General features: G+C 55.3%; 19 protein-coding genes. 11 read left to right on the plus strand and 8 right to left on the minus strand.

Going from position 1 to position 17,189, the window contains the following annotated elements:
- Positions 1-37: 37 nt before the first annotated feature.
- Positions 38-358 (plus strand): thioredoxin, encoded by a 321-nt coding sequence (trxA, locus tag B0B09_RS12785; RefSeq protein ID WP_055295234.1) that lies wholly within the window; start codon positions 38-40, stop codon positions 356-358.
- 53 nt (positions 359-411) lie between these two features.
- Here the strand turns inward: trxA and B0B09_RS12790 are convergent, their stop codons facing one another.
- Positions 412-1,329, minus strand: a complete 918-nt coding sequence (locus tag B0B09_RS12790) for a capsular polysaccharide export protein, LipB/KpsS family (protein ID WP_076660664.1) — start codon at positions 1,327-1,329, stop codon at positions 412-414.
- A 100-nt stretch (positions 1,330-1,429) separates the two neighbouring features.
- Here B0B09_RS12790 and hslV point away from each other — a divergent pair, with 100 nt between their 5' ends.
- From hslV to B0B09_RS12810, 4 genes are read left to right on the plus strand one after another with little or no spacing between them, the layout of a single operon-like run.
- On the plus strand, positions 1,430-1,987 hold the full coding sequence (gene hslV / locus B0B09_RS12795; protein ID WP_055295528.1) for an ATP-dependent protease subunit HslV: 558 nt from the start codon (positions 1,430-1,432) through the stop codon (positions 1,985-1,987).
- On the plus strand, positions 1,984-3,039 hold the full coding sequence (locus B0B09_RS12800; protein ID WP_076660328.1) for a hypothetical protein: 1,056 nt from the start codon (positions 1,984-1,986) through the stop codon (positions 3,037-3,039). The genes hslV and B0B09_RS12800 overlap by 4 nt, the downstream gene beginning before the upstream one ends.
- 9 nt (positions 3,040-3,048) lie before the next feature.
- Complete coding sequence (gene hslU / locus B0B09_RS12805) at positions 3,049-4,356, plus strand: ATP-dependent protease ATPase subunit HslU (protein ID WP_076660329.1); 1,308 nt, start codon at positions 3,049-3,051, stop codon at positions 4,354-4,356.
- Between the two features lie 49 nt (positions 4,357-4,405).
- Positions 4,406-5,641: an MFS transporter gene (locus tag B0B09_RS12810; protein WP_076660331.1), complete on the plus strand. Its 1,236-nt coding sequence runs from the start codon at positions 4,406-4,408 to the stop codon at positions 5,639-5,641.
- Here B0B09_RS12810 and B0B09_RS12815 read toward each other — a convergent pair.
- From B0B09_RS12815 to B0B09_RS12825, 3 genes are read right to left on the minus strand one after another with little or no spacing between them, the layout of a single operon-like run.
- Complete coding sequence (locus tag B0B09_RS12815; protein WP_076660333.1) at positions 5,624-6,211, minus strand: Smr/MutS family protein; 588 nt, start codon at positions 6,209-6,211, stop codon at positions 5,624-5,626. The genes B0B09_RS12810 and B0B09_RS12815 overlap by 18 nt on opposite strands.
- Positions 6,211-7,164: a murein transglycosylase A gene (gene mltA / locus B0B09_RS12820; protein ID WP_511261342.1), complete on the minus strand. Its 954-nt coding sequence runs from the start codon at positions 7,162-7,164 to the stop codon at positions 6,211-6,213. Before mltA ends, B0B09_RS12815 begins: the two co-directional genes overlap by 1 nt.
- Before the next feature lie 40 nt (positions 7,165-7,204).
- Positions 7,205-7,867, minus strand: coding sequence for a Tim44/TimA family putative adaptor protein (locus tag B0B09_RS12825; RefSeq protein ID WP_055295242.1), 663 nt, complete (start codon positions 7,865-7,867; stop codon positions 7,205-7,207).
- A gap of 111 nt (positions 7,868-7,978) precedes the next feature.
- On the opposite strand from B0B09_RS12825, the gene B0B09_RS12830 reads away from it, so the two are divergent.
- Positions 7,979-8,461 (plus strand): FxsA family protein, encoded by a 483-nt coding sequence (locus B0B09_RS12830; protein ID WP_076660335.1) that lies wholly within the window; start codon positions 7,979-7,981, stop codon positions 8,459-8,461.
- A 58-nt stretch (positions 8,462-8,519) separates the two neighbouring features.
- On the plus strand, positions 8,520-9,017 hold the full coding sequence (gene secB / locus B0B09_RS12835) for a protein-export chaperone SecB (RefSeq protein ID WP_055295246.1): 498 nt from the start codon (positions 8,520-8,522) through the stop codon (positions 9,015-9,017).
- Between the two features lie 3 nt (positions 9,018-9,020).
- Here secB and dnaQ read toward each other — a convergent pair whose 3' ends face one another.
- The 4 genes from dnaQ to B0B09_RS12855 are packed head-to-tail and all read right to left on the minus strand — an operon-like array spanning position 9,021 to position 11,749.
- The gene (gene dnaQ / locus B0B09_RS12840; protein WP_076660337.1) at positions 9,021-9,746 is read right to left on the minus strand and encodes a DNA polymerase III subunit epsilon; all 726 of its coding nucleotides are present in this window, start codon (positions 9,744-9,746) and stop codon (positions 9,021-9,023) included.
- Positions 9,739-10,329 (minus strand): dephospho-CoA kinase, encoded by a 591-nt coding sequence (coaE, locus tag B0B09_RS12845; protein ID WP_076660339.1) that lies wholly within the window; start codon positions 10,327-10,329, stop codon positions 9,739-9,741. The genes dnaQ and coaE overlap by 8 nt, the downstream gene beginning before the upstream one ends.
- Positions 10,326-11,153, minus strand: a complete 828-nt coding sequence (locus tag B0B09_RS12850) for a shikimate dehydrogenase (protein ID WP_207552158.1) — start codon at positions 11,151-11,153, stop codon at positions 10,326-10,328. The genes coaE and B0B09_RS12850 overlap by 4 nt, the downstream gene beginning before the upstream one ends.
- Positions 11,150-11,749: a Maf family protein gene (locus tag B0B09_RS12855; RefSeq protein ID WP_076660343.1), complete on the minus strand. Its 600-nt coding sequence runs from the start codon at positions 11,747-11,749 to the stop codon at positions 11,150-11,152. The genes B0B09_RS12850 and B0B09_RS12855 overlap by 4 nt, the downstream gene beginning before the upstream one ends.
- A 405-nt stretch (positions 11,750-12,154) precedes the next feature.
- Here B0B09_RS12855 and hemJ point away from each other — a divergent pair, with 405 nt between their 5' ends.
- The 4 genes from hemJ (at position 12,155) to mnmG (ending at position 17,186) form a co-directional block, all read left to right on the plus strand.
- A complete protein-coding gene (hemJ, locus tag B0B09_RS12860) occupies positions 12,155-12,604 on the plus strand; it encodes a protoporphyrinogen oxidase HemJ (protein WP_055295256.1) in 450 nt (149 codons plus the stop codon).
- A gap of 119 nt (positions 12,605-12,723) precedes the next feature.
- Positions 12,724-13,995 (plus strand): transcription termination factor Rho, encoded by a 1,272-nt coding sequence (rho, locus tag B0B09_RS12865; protein ID WP_055295258.1) that lies wholly within the window; start codon positions 12,724-12,726, stop codon positions 13,993-13,995.
- Positions 13,996-14,024: 29 nt separating this feature from the next.
- Positions 14,025-15,305 (plus strand): tRNA uridine-5-carboxymethylaminomethyl(34) synthesis GTPase MnmE, encoded by a 1,281-nt coding sequence (mnmE, locus tag B0B09_RS12870; RefSeq protein ID WP_076660345.1) that lies wholly within the window; start codon positions 14,025-14,027, stop codon positions 15,303-15,305.
- A gap of 12 nt (positions 15,306-15,317) precedes the next feature.
- Entirely contained in the window at positions 15,318-17,186 is a 1,869-nt protein-coding gene (gene mnmG / locus B0B09_RS12875) for a tRNA uridine-5-carboxymethylaminomethyl(34) synthesis enzyme MnmG (protein ID WP_076660666.1), read from the plus strand.
- Positions 17,187-17,189 lie beyond the last annotated feature (3 nt).

Below are 17,189 nucleotides of genomic sequence, written 5' to 3' on the forward strand. Positions count from 1 at the left end.
TTTCCCACTTCAACGCATTTCGCCAAGGAGCACCCCAATGGCAACCGTAGCAGTAACCGACGCAACCTTTGACGCCGAAGTCCGCCAGTCCGATATCCCCGTTGTTGTGGATTTCTGGGCAGAATGGTGTGGCCCTTGCAAACAGATCGGCCCCGCTCTGGAAGAGCTGTCAGCCGAAATGGAAGGCCGCGTGAAGATCGTCAAAGTGAACGTGGACGAAAACCCCAATTCACCCGCACAAATGGGCGTGCGTGGCATTCCTGCGCTTTTCGTCTTCAAGAATGGCGAAGTTGTCTCGAACAAAGCAGGCGCAGCACCCAAGGCAGCAATTCAAGGCTGGATCGAAGAGTCGATCTAAGCGCTACGCGCATCAGGTATCAAAGGGCGTCCCATGCGGGCGCCCTTCTTCGTTCAAACGGGCCAACCGTGGCCGCGCAACACATTGCGAATCTTCTTGGCTGCCTCTGGCCTACCTGCGTTAATGGCCCGCTGCTGGAGGAACCAGAAAAGATAGGCCGCAAAATCCGGCCTGTGGCCATGGACCAGATCAAACGCGCTTTCGGCACCAATGTCGGCCACGTTCAGCGCAATATGGTGAAAGTCCGATTTCCCGAACAGAATGAGCGGCTTACCGAAGAAATACCCCTCAAAACCAACAGCCGAATTCTGCGTCACGATGTAATCGCAGTTCTTCAAATTCTGGTTTGTGCCTTGTTCGTCAAGCGTGAGGCGGTCTTCACTCGCGACCAGCGCCGCCAATGCATGGCGCTCTTCTGCAGAATATGTCTCGGATGGGTGAAGCGTCACAACGATATGTTTGTTTGGCTCTTCCTCCAGGACCGTTTTGACCATCTCCAAAGGGCTACAGGATTGAAAAGACCGCCGGCGCAAAAGCTGCCCTTGCAAGGGCACATAGACAAAGCCGTCCTGCCGGGCGTTGAGCGGCGCTTCATCGAACAGACGTTGCCGCCAGAACCGGTAGAAATTTGCGGCCTTGCGCGGATCAACCGCGGCCGGATCGAACCGCTCTTTCGCAACAGGCCATTCCCAACGCTCGGCCTCTTTCTCGATATGCCAGAACGGATAGATATAGGTTTTGCGAAACGTCAGGCCGCGCCCGTTCGCTGGCGGGTCCATCAGATAAAGCCCGCGCCCCGGCCGCGCGTGGGCACGCAAACGCGCGAAATCATCGTCGTCGTCATAATCAACCGAAAGCCCAGCGCCGCTCAGCACCTCGCTCACCTTCTTGATAAAATTGTGATCGCCGCGCTCGGCCTGATTGCGCAGCTGCAATGGTAGGTAAAATGTCACGGTGTCACGGGCGCTCATGCGGCGAAAGCTAGCCGCGCGTGTCGGCATGAACAAGCCATGCGGGGTTGTTTGCCCGCATTTGGCCCGCCATATATGCAAAAGCGACAAGGAGCAGATGATGGCAAGTGAAGAATTTCCCGGCTGGCACGGAACGACAATCATCGGTGTCCGCAAAGGTGGACAGGTTGTGATTGCCGGTGATGGCCAAGTCAGCCTTGGACAGACCGTCATCAAAGGCACGGCGCGCAAGGTCCGGCGCCTGTCACCCGGCGGGCAGGACGTGATCTGCGGGTTTGCCGGATCAACGGCCGATGCCTTTACCCTGCTTGAACGTCTGGAAAAGAAACTCGAAGCCACCCCCGGGCAACTGGCCCGCGCCAGTGTTGAACTGGCCAAGGATTGGCGCACCGACAAATACCTGCAAAAGCTCGAAGCGATGCTGATTGTCAGTGACGGATCAGAGCTATTCGTGATCACCGGTGCCGGTGATGTGCTGGAGCCAGAACACGATATTGCCGCCATCGGATCGGGCGGAAACTATGCGCTGGCTGCTGGCCGCGCCTTGATGGGCACCGATAAGGATGCCGAAACAATCGCCCGCGAAGCTATGGCGATTGCCGCTGACATCTGTGTTTACACCAACGGCAACCTGACGGTTGAGACAATCAAAGCATGATTGAACGTGACGATCTCCGCGCCGCTGTCGGCAGTGGTCTGCTGTCGGAAAAGCAGGCCGCAGACCTGATCAGCCTGTCCGACAGCCGCCGTGGCGCGCGTGAGAACCTGAATCCGGGGGATGAACCCTTCGAGCTGTTCAAAGGATTCAACGAGATTTTCATCGTTGTCGGCCTCTTGATCCTTTCATCTGGCTGGTGGGGTGTTTCCATGCTTGTTTTCAATGACCGTGTCGTCAATCTGCAAGAGTTTGCTATGTGGTCCTCGCTTTCGACCGGCGGTGTTTTGTGGATGTTGTCGGAGTATTTTATCCGGAAAAGACGGATGATCGCGCCTGCGATTTTTCTGTCGATACTGTTTGCCGGAAATGCCGCCTTCGGTTTTGTGGCTGTCTTGTCCGAACCATTTATGATCGCGCAAAACGATTATTCGAGCGTGCCTTTCCCGTTGTTGCTCGCCACGCTTGCACTTGCAGTTTACTGGTGGCGCTTCCGTGTTCCTTTTGCCATGGCGATGATTGCCTTGGGCCTTTTCGCAGTCGCTATCGTCTTTGCCGCCAGCCGCGAAGGACGCACCGCGGACCTGAGCGAGTTTTTCCTACTCTCGGCAGGCGGGCCCTTTGCATGGATCACGCTGGTGCTGGGTGTCCTCGTCTTCGCCGTCGCCATGGCCTTCGACATGAGCGACCCACATCGTGTGACACGCCGTTCAGCCAACGGATTTTGGCTGCACATGGTTGCGGCACCCGCGTTGGTGAACACCATGGCGCTTTCGCTTATGGGGCAATCCAACCTGATCCTTCTTATCGTTCTTGCGATGTTTGCCATCGTCGCCATCGTCATCGACCGCAGGTCGTTCCTGATTGCCGCCATAGGATATATCGTGGCGCTTGGGGCAGCTATTTTTGACGGTGCCGGAACAGCCCCAACCATCCTGATCCTTGGCGTCGTCCTGCTTCTTCTTGGTGCATTCTGGGAACGGATCCGCGCACGCATCCTGCGCGTGATGCCCGGATTTATCCCGCTGCACCGTCTTCCTCCTTCTCAAGTTTAAGGTTCATTCATGACTGACCTCACGCCTCGCGAAATTGTCTCTGAACTTGACCGGTTCATCATCGGCCAGAAGGATGCCAAACGCGCCGTTGCTGTCGCACTGCGCAATCGTTGGCGGCGCAAGCAATTGGGCGATGACCTGCGCGATGAGGTTTACCCGAAAAATATCCTGATGATCGGACCAACCGGTGTGGGCAAAACCGAAATCTCGCGCCGTTTGGCAAAACTGGCGCGCGCGCCATTCCTGAAAGTCGAGGCGACGAAATTCACCGAAGTCGGGTATGTCGGCCGCGATGTCGAACAGATCATCCGCGATCTGGTCGATACCGCAATCATCGACACCCGCGAACACATGCGCGAAGACGTCAAAGCCAAAGCGCGTGCCGCCGCCGAAGAACGGGTGATCACCGCAGTTGCAGGCACCGATGCGCGCGAAGGCACACGCGATATGTTCCGCCGCAAACTCAAATCAGGCGAGCTTGATGACACTATCATCGAGCTTGAGTTAACCGACAATTCCAACCCCATGGGCGGTTTCGAAATCCCCGGCCAGCCCGGCGGTATGGGCGGCATGATGAACCTTGGTGATCTGTTCGGCAAAGCCATGGGTGGCCGGACGGTCAAAAAGCAGATGACCGTCGCCGATAGCTATGACGCGCTGATTGCCGATGAGGCCGACAAGTTACTGGATGATGAAACCGTCACCAAAGCCGCACTTGAAGCGGTTGAGCAGAACGGCATCGTCTTTCTGGACGAGATCGACAAGGTTTGCGCCCGCGCTGATGCGCGCGGTGCTGATGTATCCCGCGAAGGTGTGCAGCGTGATCTGCTTCCCTTGATCGAAGGCACGACCGTGTCCACAAAACACGGGCCAATCAAAACCGACCATATCCTGTTCATCGCCTCGGGCGCGTTCCACGTAGCCAAACCGTCTGACCTTCTGCCCGAACTGCAAGGTCGCCTGCCCATCCGTGTCGAACTGCGTGCCCTGACGGAGGATGATTTCGTGCGTATCCTGACTGAAACCGACAACGCGCTGACCCTGCAATACACAGCCCTGATGAAGACCGAAGAGGTCACCGTGACCTTCACTGAAGACGGGATAAAAGCACTGGCCAAAATCGCCGCAGAAGTGAACGAAGCGGTTGAAAACATCGGCGCGCGCCGCCTTTACACTGTGATCGAGCGGGTGTTCGAGGACCTGTCATTTAATGCCCCCGACCGTGCCGGTGATAATATCGCTGTCGATGCGGCCTTTGTCGAAGAACACTTGGGCGAACTATCCCGCTCAACCGACCTCAGCCGCTACGTGCTTTGACCAAAAAATTCCGCTTTTAACTTTGGCATAGTCGGATCATTTAGAGCAGATGACCCGACAGCCGAGTTACCTTCGTTTCATACGCGACAATCTCCCGTTCCTTGCAACGGGATTTTTGTTGTCGTTTCTGTCCAGCTTTGGCCAGACATTTTTTATCTCGATCTTTGGCGGTGAAATCCGTGAAGCCTACGGGCTGACCAACGGTGAATGGGGGCTGACCTATATGATCGGCACAGGTGCCTCGGCGGTGGTGATGGTCTTTGCGGGCGGTCTGGCTGACAGGTTTCGGGTGCGGACATTGGGGATCGTCGTGGTCCTGCTTCTTGCGTCCGCCTGCCTGTTCATGGCCTTCAATAGCATTGTCGCGCTGCTGCCTTTCGTGATTTTCGCGCTGCGTTTCACAGGCCAAGGCATGACCACCCATGTCGCCACCGTCGCCATGTCCCGCTGGTTTATTGCCACGCGCGGCCGCGCGCTGGCGGTTGCCGCCTTTGGCTTTATGCTGGGCGAGGCTGCACTCCCGCTGACGATGGTCTGGCTCAAATCCATGATTGAGTGGCGGACACTCTGGGTCTGTTTCGCTGTTTTCTGTGTGTTGGCCTGTTTTGTCCTCTACCGTCTTCTCCGTTTGGAGCGCACACCGCAATCCATGGCGGAAACCGCGCAATCGACAGGGATGGGGGGGCGCCATTGGACACGCAGCGATGCACTGCGCCATCCTCTGTTCTGGGCGATGGTGCCGGCTGTCATGTCATTTTCGGGTTTCGGGACAGCTTTCTGGTTCCATCAGGTGCATTTTGCGGAAATCAAAGGCTGGTCACACCTTGCACTTGTCTCGGTGTTCCCTTTGGGCACCGCGGCACTTCTCATCTCGACCATCGGCTACGGCTGGGCAGTTGACCGTTTCGGTGCAACGCGGCTTTTGCCAATTTACCTGATTCCACTGGTGATCGCCTTTATCCTGCATTGGTACGCGCCGTCACTGGGTTGGACCGCGCTCGCAGTCATGCTGATGGGGATAGCGGGCGGTGGTCAGGCAACATTACTCAACGCGTGCTGGGCCGAGTTTTATGGCACACGGCATATTGGTGCGATCAAAGCGGCAGCGGCGGCTTTGATGGTGCTCGGGTCCGCCATTGGGCCGGGCCTGAGCGGTTGGTTGATTGACAAAGGTATCGGGTTTGAACAGCAACAATTAGGCTATGCTGCTACTTTTGCTTTCGCCGCCCTGATACTGATCATTCCGACACGCAAGGCGCGACAGGCTTTAGCGGTTTCGCTTTAAATACACGTAATATGCACCATGGCCGCCATGTCTGATATGCGCTGGCGTCACCTGCAAAATCGCCTGCGACAATGGCGGCAGCGCAAGCCACTGCGGCACCTGATGCCGCAAGACGCCATGCCGTGTCGGGATCGGTCCGCCATCATCACGGTCTTTTCCTTTCCCAGTAATCACCAGAACCAACCGCCGGCCCTGCGATTGCGATCCAAGGATGAAAGATACCAATGCCGGATGTGCCTGTGCCATCGTCATGCCGTGCAAATCAATCCGCCCCTCGGGTTTCAGCTTGCCACGCTTCATTTTCCCGAAAGACTTGTTGTCCATATTGACGGGCGAGGCGGCCAAGCGCTCAACAAGGGGGCGCATGATGTCATGGGGCCGCGCGGCGTTTGTTTTTTGCCCGACGCGGAAATCCGGCACAGGTTCGCGGATATCAGCAGGTTTTGGTTTCGGTTTTGCTGCCAACTCTGGCGCACGCGTTTTGCGCTTGGGATCAAGCGGTGTAGCGCGTTCTGCCACGCGATCCCAAAGCGCGCGTTCTTCGGATGAAAGGTGCCGTGGCTTGCGCATCAGCTTTCCACCAGTTGCGCGGGCAATAACACAACCATCCGCCCGCCATCCTTGATCCGGCCGGCCCGCAAACCTGCTTCTGGACCGGTTCCGAAAAAGATATCCGCCCGTTGCGCCCCTTTGATCGCGCCACCTGTATCTTGCGCAATCATCAGGCGTTGCATTGGCAGATCACCGTCCTTTTCAATCCAGACAGGGGCACCCAGCGGCACAAAAGCGGGGTCAATAGCGATAGACCTGCCAGCGGTAATGGACCGGTTCATCGTTCCCAAAGGTCCTTGATGGGCAGGAATTTCGCTGACCTCGCGAAAAAACACATAGCTTTCGTTTTCCAGCAAAAGCGCACGGCCCGCTTCACCGTTCGCATGCACCCAATCGCGGATCGCGTCGGCAGAAACCTGATCCGGCCCGAACACCCCACGGGCCACCAACAGCTTACCAATCGAGGTATAGGGCCGCCCGTTTTTTCCACCAAACCCCACACGCATCATGCTGCCATCAGGCAGACGAATGCGACCGGACCCCTGCACCTGAAGAAAGAACACATCAACAGGGTCTGTCAGCCAAGCCAGTTCAAGCCCGCGATTTGCAAGGATACCGTCCTGGTCTATTTCGCGGCGCGCATGGTTGAGGTCGTCCGGTCTGGTATAAATCGGATAGCGATAGGGTTCACCGCGTTCGCGCGATCCGGTCAGTTCGGGCTCATAGTATCCGGTGAACAACGTCGGATCTCCGTCTTCGATCAAAACCGGTCGAAAGAATTCCTCAAAGAACCCACGCGGCGCGGGGTCTGCGCGGGCAATCTCATGTAGCGTCGCCCAGGCGGGGCCATCCATATCGCCACAGGTGGTCTTGAAAACATCAAAGGCGGCCTGATGATTATCATCACGCCACCCTTTCAGCTGATCAAACGCCAGCGTGGTATATCTTGGTTCCGCCATCGCACCGCCCATCTGCCTGCAGGGTCAGGCAGCCACCAAACCCTGCCAAGGGTTATTCACCCGTTGCAACCAGCCGCCAGTTCGGATCACCAGAATCCATTTTGCGGGCAAAGGTCCATGTGTCCTTCTGGCGTTTGATCTCTTTTTCGCTGCCTTCGATAATGTCGCCCGCGCTGTCACGTACGATAGAGGTCATTTCGCTCTTGAATTGCACGGAAACCTCGGCCTCGTTCGTGGTATCGTCAAATTCGGCGGCAACCAGTTTCATATCACTGATACCGATAAACTTGGCGTCGATGGTCAAGCCCTGACGTTGCCGTTCATCAACGACCGACGCGAATGCTTCGTAAACGTCCTCAGAAATGAACGGCACGATTTCATCAAGATCACCCTTTTCAAAGGCCATCAGGATCATCTCATAGGCGCCACGGGCACCGCCCAGGAATTCGCTTACGTTGAACGACGGATCAACGCGTTTCATGCTGGCCAAAGCCTTGGCCGAAACAGAATCTTCTTCAACGTGATCGGTGATGTCGAGATCAGGGCCACCTTCGATCACATCAAATTCCGGCTTGCCGATACGGCTTGACGGTTCAGGACGCGCAACGGGTGGCTTTTCAAAACCTTCGCGGGTGCCAAGAACACCACGCAGACGCAAAATCAAGAAAACAGCGATGCCAGCTAGCACCAAGAGCTGAATAATTGGAGAGTTCATCGGGACCTCGTTCAGGGGAAGGCATGGAAACACGCCCTTTCGTTCCCTATGTAGGTCGCAGGCAGGCCCAAGTCCACCTTAGGCCCGCACATGTTATGAAAGGCTCGGATAATGTGGCTGTTAATTGCGTTTATCGCAGTCCCGATGATCGAAATTGCGCTGTTTATACAGGTCGGCGGCCTGATCGGCGTCTGGTGGACCCTCTTGATTGTCCTTCTGACGGCGATCACCGGGTCTTATCTGGTCCGTAACCAGGGCCTGCGTGAGTTGGGCAACCTGCAGAAGTCTTTTACAGAGCTCGACGACCCGACAGAACAGCTTGCCCACGGGGCAATGATCCTTTTTGCCGGTGCGTTGCTTTTGACACCCGGATTTTTCACCGATGTGGTCGGTCTTTTGCTTCTAGTCCCAAGCTTCAGGCGCGCCGCTTTCGTCTGGGCCAAATCCCGCGTGAATGTGCAGCGCTTTGAAATGGGCGAGACCCCGCACCAACGCCCTCAGCAACCAAATGATCGTGTGATCGACGGTGAATTCGAAGACGTCACACCGCAGAAGAACCGGCCGGAGGGCCCTTCAAACTGGACGCGGGATTGAGCCTGCTCTTTTAGGCTGATAGGAACGCGCGAACCTTATTCAACTGGAGCAGTTTCCAATGTCCGATACACCTGAAAACGGTGCCGCCGCCCAACCCGCCGCCGCCCAAGTCACGAACCGTGTTCTTGCACAATACATCCGCGATATGTCTTTCGAGAATATCCTGGCGCAAAAAGGCGTCACAGGTGATGCACAACCAGAGATTCAGGTGCAGGTGAACCTTGATGCACGCAAGCGCGGCACCGAAAACCAGTACGAAGTGATCACAAAGCTGAACATCACCAGCAAGACCAAGGAAAAAGGCGATCCGCTTTTTGTGCTTGAACTTGAATATGCTGGCGTTTTCCTCGTGCAGGGCGTTCCGGAAGAGCAAATGCATCCCTTCCTGCTAATCGAATGTCCGCGCATGACCTTCCCGTTCGTGCGCCGGATCGTCAGCGACGTCACACGTGACGGGGGCTTTCCGCCGCTGAACCTTGATACGATTGATTTCCTTGCGCTTTACCGCTCCGAGCTGGCCCGCCGGACAGAAGCCGAAAAAGCAAAAGCCAACTAGGCCTTAGTTTTTCCAAATTGCGCCGTCGCCCAGCTTTTCGATGAAAGCAGCATGGGCGGCGGCTTCTTCTTTTGTGATCCGCGGCGCAAGCGGTTCCTGACGCGGCATCGGGCGCCAATCATCGGCACCGCCACTTGCGTTTCGGCTGCGGGTATCTGTTGCCAATGCAAAATCCGGCTGTCGGCCACCGATCAGTTCCAGATAAACCTCTGCCAAGATCTCACTATCCAACAGCGCGCCGTGCAATGTCCGCGAGCTGTTGTCGATGGCAAAGCGCCGGCACAGCGCATCCAATGACGCGGGTGAGCCCGGAAATTTGCGGCGTGCAATGGCAAGCGTATCGATGGCCTGATCCATCGGCAAAAGCGGGCGATTGAGCCAGCCCAATTCGGCATTGAGAAATTTCATATCGAATGCCGCGTTATGGATCACCAGTTTTGCATCACCGATGAAATCCACGAAATCCTGTGCAATATCCTTGAAAAGTGGCTTATCGCGCAGCGTTTCTTGCCCCGGCTTGGGCTCTTGCGGTGGTTCCAGCAGATCGGGACCGATCCCGTGCACGCCAAACGCCTCTGCCGGCATCGACCGCTGGGGGTTGATATATTGATGATATGTGCGGCCCGTCGGGACGTGGCCCATCAGTTCAACTGCACCGATTTCGACAATGCGGTCACCCTCATGGGGTTCAAAACCGGTGGTTTCCGTATCAAGTACGATTTCACGCATCTGTTTGCCCTGTCAGTTTCGCAATCAGGTGTCGCACGGCCTGTCGGGTGTCGTCCAGTGTCAGGGTTTCAATAATGTGGTCCGCACAGGCCCGTTTTTCAGCATCCGGTATTTGGCGTTCCAAAATCCGCTGAAACTGGCTTTCGGTCATACCCGGGCGGGCCATGACCCGTTCTCTTTGCACATTTGCAGGGGCTGTGACGACAAGAACAGAGGACAACCAGTTCTGTGCACTGGTTTCAAATAGCAACGGGATATCGAGAACGACCAATGGGTCACTATGTGAGGCAAGAAACGCCGCGCGGTGCTCTGCGACCAGCGGATGCACGATCTCTTCGAGTTTTCCCATAACACTGAGATCATCCGCGATCATTTCCTTGAGCCGGTCACGGCTGACATGACCGTCCTCAATCGCCTCGGGTAATGCGGCGCTGATGGGGCCAACTGCCGCGCCACCTTTGGCGTAAAGCGCATGTACTGCTTCGTCCGCGTCCCACACGGGGATCCCTTCGTCACGAAACATCTGGGCTGTTGTAGATTTTCCCATTCCAATCGAACCGGTTAATCCCAACAGATGTGTCATGCGAGCACCGCCGCGCGGGTCGCATCATCAACCTCTGGCCTTTTCCCGAACCATCGTTCAAAGCCAGGCACGCCCTGATGCAACAACATCCCGAGGCCATCGACCGTTCGGGCGCCTTTCGCTTCAGCCGCTTTCAGAAACGGCGTCCGCAAAGGATTATACACGATGTCAGTCACGACCGCGTCTTTCGAGAGCGCATCAAGCGATACTTTGAATTCCTGCGCGCCAACCATACCAAGCGATGTGGTATTGATCACGGTGTTCGCACCATCAAGCATCTGATCGGCCTGTACCCAGTCTACCACTCTCACACGGGCGCCAAAATCAGCGCGCAAGGCCTCGGCCTTGGGTCGGGTCCGGTTTGCAATGATGATTTCGGGAACACCGGCGTCAGCAAGGGCCACAATAATCGCACGCGCAGCACCACCTGCCCCGAAAATGGCGGCCGGGCCTGCCTTAGGGTCCCAGTCCGGTGCACCCTGACGGACATTTGCCATGAAACCATAGCCATCGGTGTTATCTGCGAAAATACGCCCATCTTCTTTGAAAATCAGGGTATTTGCAGCACCAATCAGCGTGGCGCGATCTGTGATTTGATCGGCAAACTGCATCACACTCACTTTATGCGGCAAAGTGACATTCGCGCCGATAAATCCCTGCTTTGGAAGATCACGCAAAGTGCTTTCAAGTGCATCTTCCGAGACCTGAAGTGCCGTATATTCACCTTCAATGCCGTAACGTTTGAGCCAATAGCTATGCAGCTTTGGTGACAGCGAATGACTGATTGGATTGCCGATAACACCGGCGCGGGGAATACTGGTCATGACGGTAATGTTCCGCGAAGTGTCAGATATGACAAGAGTTCTAAGAGCGGCAAACCGAGGACGGTGAAATAATCTCCTTCAATGCGTGTAAAAAGTCGCACTCCTTCTTCTTCAAGCTTATAGGCGCCAACAGAATGGCGGATACTGTCCCAGTTCCGGTCGACATAATCCGCAAGATAAGTGTCGGACGCGTCGCGCATATGCAGCCGGACGACGCCAACATGACGCCAAAGCGGTTTTCCTTCACCATAGATCACAGCAGCTGACAAAAGCTGGTGTTTTTGACCGCGAAGGGACTGAAGCTGCGACAGGGCCTCGGCGGGTGTTTCGGGCTTGTTGAAAATTTGCGGGCCTAGCGCAAGAACTTGATCGCAGCCAATCACCAGGGCATCTGGGTGACGCGCCGCAACACGCTGGGCTTTCAATTCTGCCAGCGTATCGGCAATATCGCGGGGGCTGGCAGTTTCAGCCAAAAGGGACGCGCGCACAGCGTCCTCATCGACGCGGGCAACGGAAACGTCAAAATCGAGGCCTGCGTTTTTCAGCAATTGCGCGCGGATTTCCGAGCCTGATGCAAGAATGATCTGGTCGCTCATGTGGATAACCTTTTGGACAAGTCTTGTGTCGACGCGCGGATTGATACGGGCATAACTAGCAGGCTGCAGCGTTTTGTGTAGAACAGACCTGTCCCAAATTGCACCACAGGGTTTTTTCCACGGTGGGTATGAATAAGTCGGGCCTGTGGAAGAATCGGGTTGATGAGAGAGTCAATGCTGTAACCGACCGGATTACGTAGAAAAATATACTCCACAAGACATTGTTTTTAAATAGTTTATTTTGCAATCTGTTCTCTTCAGCTGTTACCTTAGAGAAATCCCACCTTGGGATAAATCTGAGGATGAAAAAACAACCCACAGAAAATCGGGTGACAAACAACAACATCATCTTTTCTTTCTCTTTATATTTATTATGGAAGAGCAGGGCAAAGAAGGCATAAGCACATGATGGATTTTTTGAGTGGTATCTATCCGTGGATCAAGGCACTCCATATCATGGCAGTGCTCGCATGGATGGCTGGCTTGTTCTATCTGCCGCGCCTGTTTGTTTATCATGCCGAGAAAGCGACTGTTGGATCAGAGCTTGATCAGACTTTTCAGATCATGGAAGAGAAACTTCTGCGGGTGATTATGAACCCAGCAATGATCGTTGCATGGATTGCCGGTCTGATCATGATCGGTTTGGGTGCGTTTGACTGGGGCGCGGCCTGGTCGTGGGTCAAGCTTGTCTCGGTGATTTTGATGACCGGTGCGCATGGCTGGATGAGTGCGCGACGCAAAGAGTTTGCAGCGGGCACAAATACACGGTCAGGGCGGACGTACCGGTTATTTAACGAGGTGCCCACCGTTTTGATGGTCTTGATCGTTGTCGCAGTAATTGTGCGGCCCTTTTAAGCGCGATTGACTCAGATGCTTTGCGTGCCTATGTGTGGCAGCGCTTCCCGTCCGGGAAAGTGATTTTCCATTCCTAACCGTAGAAATGCTGGCATGCGTGCTGGCAACAGGATTTACTCATGTCACAGCACCGTTTGAATCTTGCTGATCTGAAGGCGCAAAGCCCGAAGGATTTGCTGTCTCTGGCCGAAGAGCTTGAGATCGAGAACGCATCGACGATGCGTAAAGGCGACATGATGTTCGCCATCTTGAAAGAACGGGCAGACGAGGAATGGGTCATCGGTGGTGATGGCGTTTTGGAAGTGCTGCAGGACGGGTTTGGTTTCTTGCGGTCACCCGAAGCAAACTATCTGCCGGGCCCAGATGATATCTACGTTTCACCGGATATGATCCGGCAGTATTCCTTGCGCACCGGAGATACGGTCGAAGGGGTCATGAAAGAGCCCAATGACAATGAACGTTATTTTGCGCTGACCTCGGTTGAGCTGATCAACTTTGAAGATCCCGAGAAAGCGAAGCACAAGGTGGCCTTTGATAACCTGACACCGCTCTATCCTGATGAGCGGCTGACGATGGAGATTGAAGACCCAACAGTAAAAGACAGGTCGGCGCGGATCATTGATCTGGTGGCCCCGATCGGGAAAGGCCAGCGGTCTTTGATTGTGGCGCCACCGCGGACCGGTAAGACGGTACTGCTGCAAAATATCGCGAACTCGATCGAGAAGAACCATCCGGAGTGTTATCTGATCGTCCTGTTGATTGACGAACGCCCCGAAGAGGTGACGGACATGCAGCGCTCTGTGAAGGGCGAGGTAGTGTCGTCGACCTTTGATGAACCTGCAACGCGTCACGTGGCTGTGTCCGAGATGGTGATCGAAAAGGCGAAACGTCTGGTCGAGCATAAGCGTGATGTTGTGATCCTGCTGGATTCGATCACGCGTCTGGGGCGTGCGTTCAACACGACTGTGCCATCGTCCGGTAAGGTTCTGACCGGTGGTGTGGATGCGAACGCGCTGCAAAGGCCCAAGCGGTTCTTTGGTGCGGCACGGAACATCGAAGAAGGCGGGTCGCTGACGATTATTGCGACAGCGCTGATTGATACCGGTTCGCGCATGGACGAGGTGATCTTTGAGGAATTCAAAGGGACGGGCAACAGCGAGATTGTGCTGGACCGGAAGGTGGCTGACAAGCGTGTCTTCCCGGCGATGGATATCCTCAAGTCCGGGACCAGGAAGGAAGAGCTGCTGGTCGATAAGGCAGATCTGGCAAAAACCTATGTGTTGCGCCGTATTCTGAACCCGATGGGTACCACAGACGCCATTGAGTTCCTGATCGGGAAGCTCAAGCAGACGAAGACGAATTCAGACTTCTTTGATTCAATGAACACGTAACTTATTGTTATAAAACAATTGGTTAACCTATGGATACGATTTTTGCCTTAGCGACGGCACAGGGCCGGGCAGGTGTTGCTGTGGTGCGGATTTCCGGACCCATGGCGGTGCCTGCGGTTGCCGGGCTTTGCGGTGATGTGCCTGCCAGCCGTGGTGTCCGTGCCCTACGCGATGCGGATGGTGAGCTGCTGGATGAGGCGTTGATCCTGCAGTTTCCTGAGGGCAAGAGCTTTACCGGTGAAAGTGTGGTCGAGCTGCAGCTGCATGGTAGTCCGGCGGTGGTGCATGCGGTGCTGCGTCGCCTTGGTGATATCCCCGAACTGCGGCAAGCCGAAGCCGGAGAATTCACGCGCCGTGCACTTGAAAACGGACGGTTGAATCTGGCCGAAGTGGAAGGTCTTGCAGACCTGATCGACGCCGAGACCGAGAGCCAGCGCAAGCAGGCTGTGCGGGTGTTTTCCGGCGCGCTGGGGGTATTGGCGGATAGCTGGCGGACGCGGCTAATTCGGGCGGCTGCTCTGCTTGAGGCCACAATTGATTTCGCTGATGAAGAGGTGCCCGTTGATGTCAGTCCCGAAGTGAATGACCTTTTGGACCAGGTCCGCAGTGAGATGAGCAAAGAGGCCGCCGGTGTGCGCGTGGCAGAGCGGGTACGCGACGGGTTCGAGGTGGCGATTATTGGTGCGCCGAATGTCGGCAAGTCAACGCTATTGAACCGGCTTGCGGGACGTGATGTTGCAATTACCTCCGAAGTTGCCGGAACAACGCGTGATGTGATCGAGGTACAGATGGACCTTGATGGCCTGCCTGTTACGTTGTTGGATACGGCAGGTGTCAGAGACACGGATGATATCGTCGAGGGGCTTGGTGTTGCGCGGGCCAAGGAACGCGCCGAGCGTGCCGATTTTCGCATTCATTTGGTTTTAGATCCGTCAGAAATGGATAATGAGCTTGGGCTTGATGATGTTGTTGTCCAAGCAAAGTCTGACCTACATCATGGCGATGGGCTGGGGGTTTCAGGCAGGACGGGTGAAGGGATCGACGAGCTGATCGATCATGTGAGCAGGCGGCTGCAGGAAAAGGTCGGGCAGGTTGGAATTGCAATGCGCGAACGACACCGGGTCGCGATGGTGCGTGCAATCGGATATCTGGATGATGCAGTGCTAGCACTTGAAACACCTGATGCGATGACTGATCTCATAGCAGAGGATTTGCGATCAGCCATTCGTGCAGTGGATAGCATTGTTGGCCGTGTTGATGTAGAGCACGTGCTTGATGAGATCTTTAGCAGTTTTTGCATCGGGAAGTAGGGAGTGTTTCACGTGAAACATCAGGACTACGACGTAATCGTGATTGGTGGTGGCCATGCAGGCGCAGAAGCGGCCCATGCCGCCGCCCGTATGGGTGTGCGCACAGCCTTAGTCACACTGACAAAAGCGTCAATCGGTGTGATGTCTTGCAATCCAGCGATTGGTGGGTTGGGAAAAGGCCACCTCGTGCGCGAGATTGATGCGCTGGACGGCGTTATGGGGCGTGTCGCCGATAAGGCAGGTATCCAGTTTCGCTTGCTGAACCGGAAAAAAGGGCCTGCCGTACAGGGGCCGCGCGCCCAATCTGATCGGCAAATCTATCGCAAGGAAATGCAGGCAGAGCTGGATTTGCTGGAAAACCTGACGATCCTTGAAGGTGAAGCTGTTGATCTATCGATGTCTAACGGCCGCATCACCGGTATCCAGATGCGCGACGGCGCGATGATTTCCGCGCCGAGTGTCATCCTTACGACGGGTACCTTCCTGCGCGGTGTCATCCATATCGGCGATGTGTCGCGGCCTGGCGGCCGTATGGGTGATGATCCCTCGGTAAAGATGGCCGAGCGGCTGGATAATTTTGGCTTGCCACTTGGCCGGTTGAAAACGGGTACACCGCCACGTTTAGATGGCCGCACGATTGCCTGGGACAAACTGGAAGCGCAGCCAAGCGATGCGGATCCTGTGCTTTTTTCCTTTATGTCAAAAGGGCCATCTGCACCCCAGATTGATTGCGGTATCACGCATACGAACGAGGCGACCCACGATATTATCCGAGAGAACCTTGGTCGTTCTGCGATGTATGGTGGAAAGATCGACGGCGTTGGCCCGCGGTATTGCCCGTCAATCGAAGATAAGATTGTTCGCTTCGCCGATAAGACCTCACACCAGATTTTTCTTGAGCCTGAAGGGGTCAATGACAATACGGTCTATCCAAATGGCATTTCCACGTCACTGCCCGAGGATGTGCAGAAGGCCTATGTAAATTCAATCTATGGTCTTGAAAATACAACGATTTTGCAGCCCGGTTATGCAATTGAATACGACTATGTCGATCCGCGGGCCTTACGGGCGACACTGGAACTCCGCGATGTTCCAGGGCTGTTTTTGGCGGGTCAGATCAACGGGACAACCGGTTATGAAGAGGCCGCGGCGCAGGGCATGGTTGCGGGCCTAAATGCGGCTGCGCGGGCAAAAGGGCAGGATTCTGTCATCTTTAGCCGACGCGAATCCTATATCGGCGTGATGATTGATGATCTGATCACACGAGGTGTATCAGAGCCCTACCGCATGTTTACCTCACGCGCCGAGTTTCGTTTGTCGCTTCGCGCAGATAACGCAGATCAACGGCTGACGGAACGGGGCCATGCGATTGGCTGTGTGGGTGAGAACCGGTGGTCGCACTTTAGCGATAAGATGGAGCAGATCGAAAAGGCCAAGACGTCACTTTCCAATATGATGATCTCGTCGCGTGACATTGCAGGTCTTGGAGTGAAATTGAATGCGGATGGGCCACGCAAATCTGCGTTGGATGCGCTTGCCTTGGCAGATTTTAATTTCGAACATCTGGCGCAATTGCAGCTAGATGTAGATGATATTTCTGATCAGATACAAGACCAGGTAAAGAAAGATGCACTCTACGCGCATTATATCGCCCGGCAAGAGCGCGATATTGCGGCGATGGAGCGGGATGAAAACCACATCATTCCCGATGATACAGACTACACGCAAATCAAAGGCCTTTCGAATGAGATCGTTGCAAAGCTGTCCGCAACGCGTCCGTCGACGATTGCGCATGCGGGTCGGATCGAAGGCATGACGCCTGCGGCGCTGATGTTGATTATCGGCGCCATAAAGAAGCAATATCAAGCGACCGGAACCTGACCA

Source organism: Yoonia rosea (assembly GCF_900156505.1).
Lineage (GTDB): Bacteria > Pseudomonadota > Alphaproteobacteria > Rhodobacterales > Rhodobacteraceae > Yoonia > Yoonia rosea.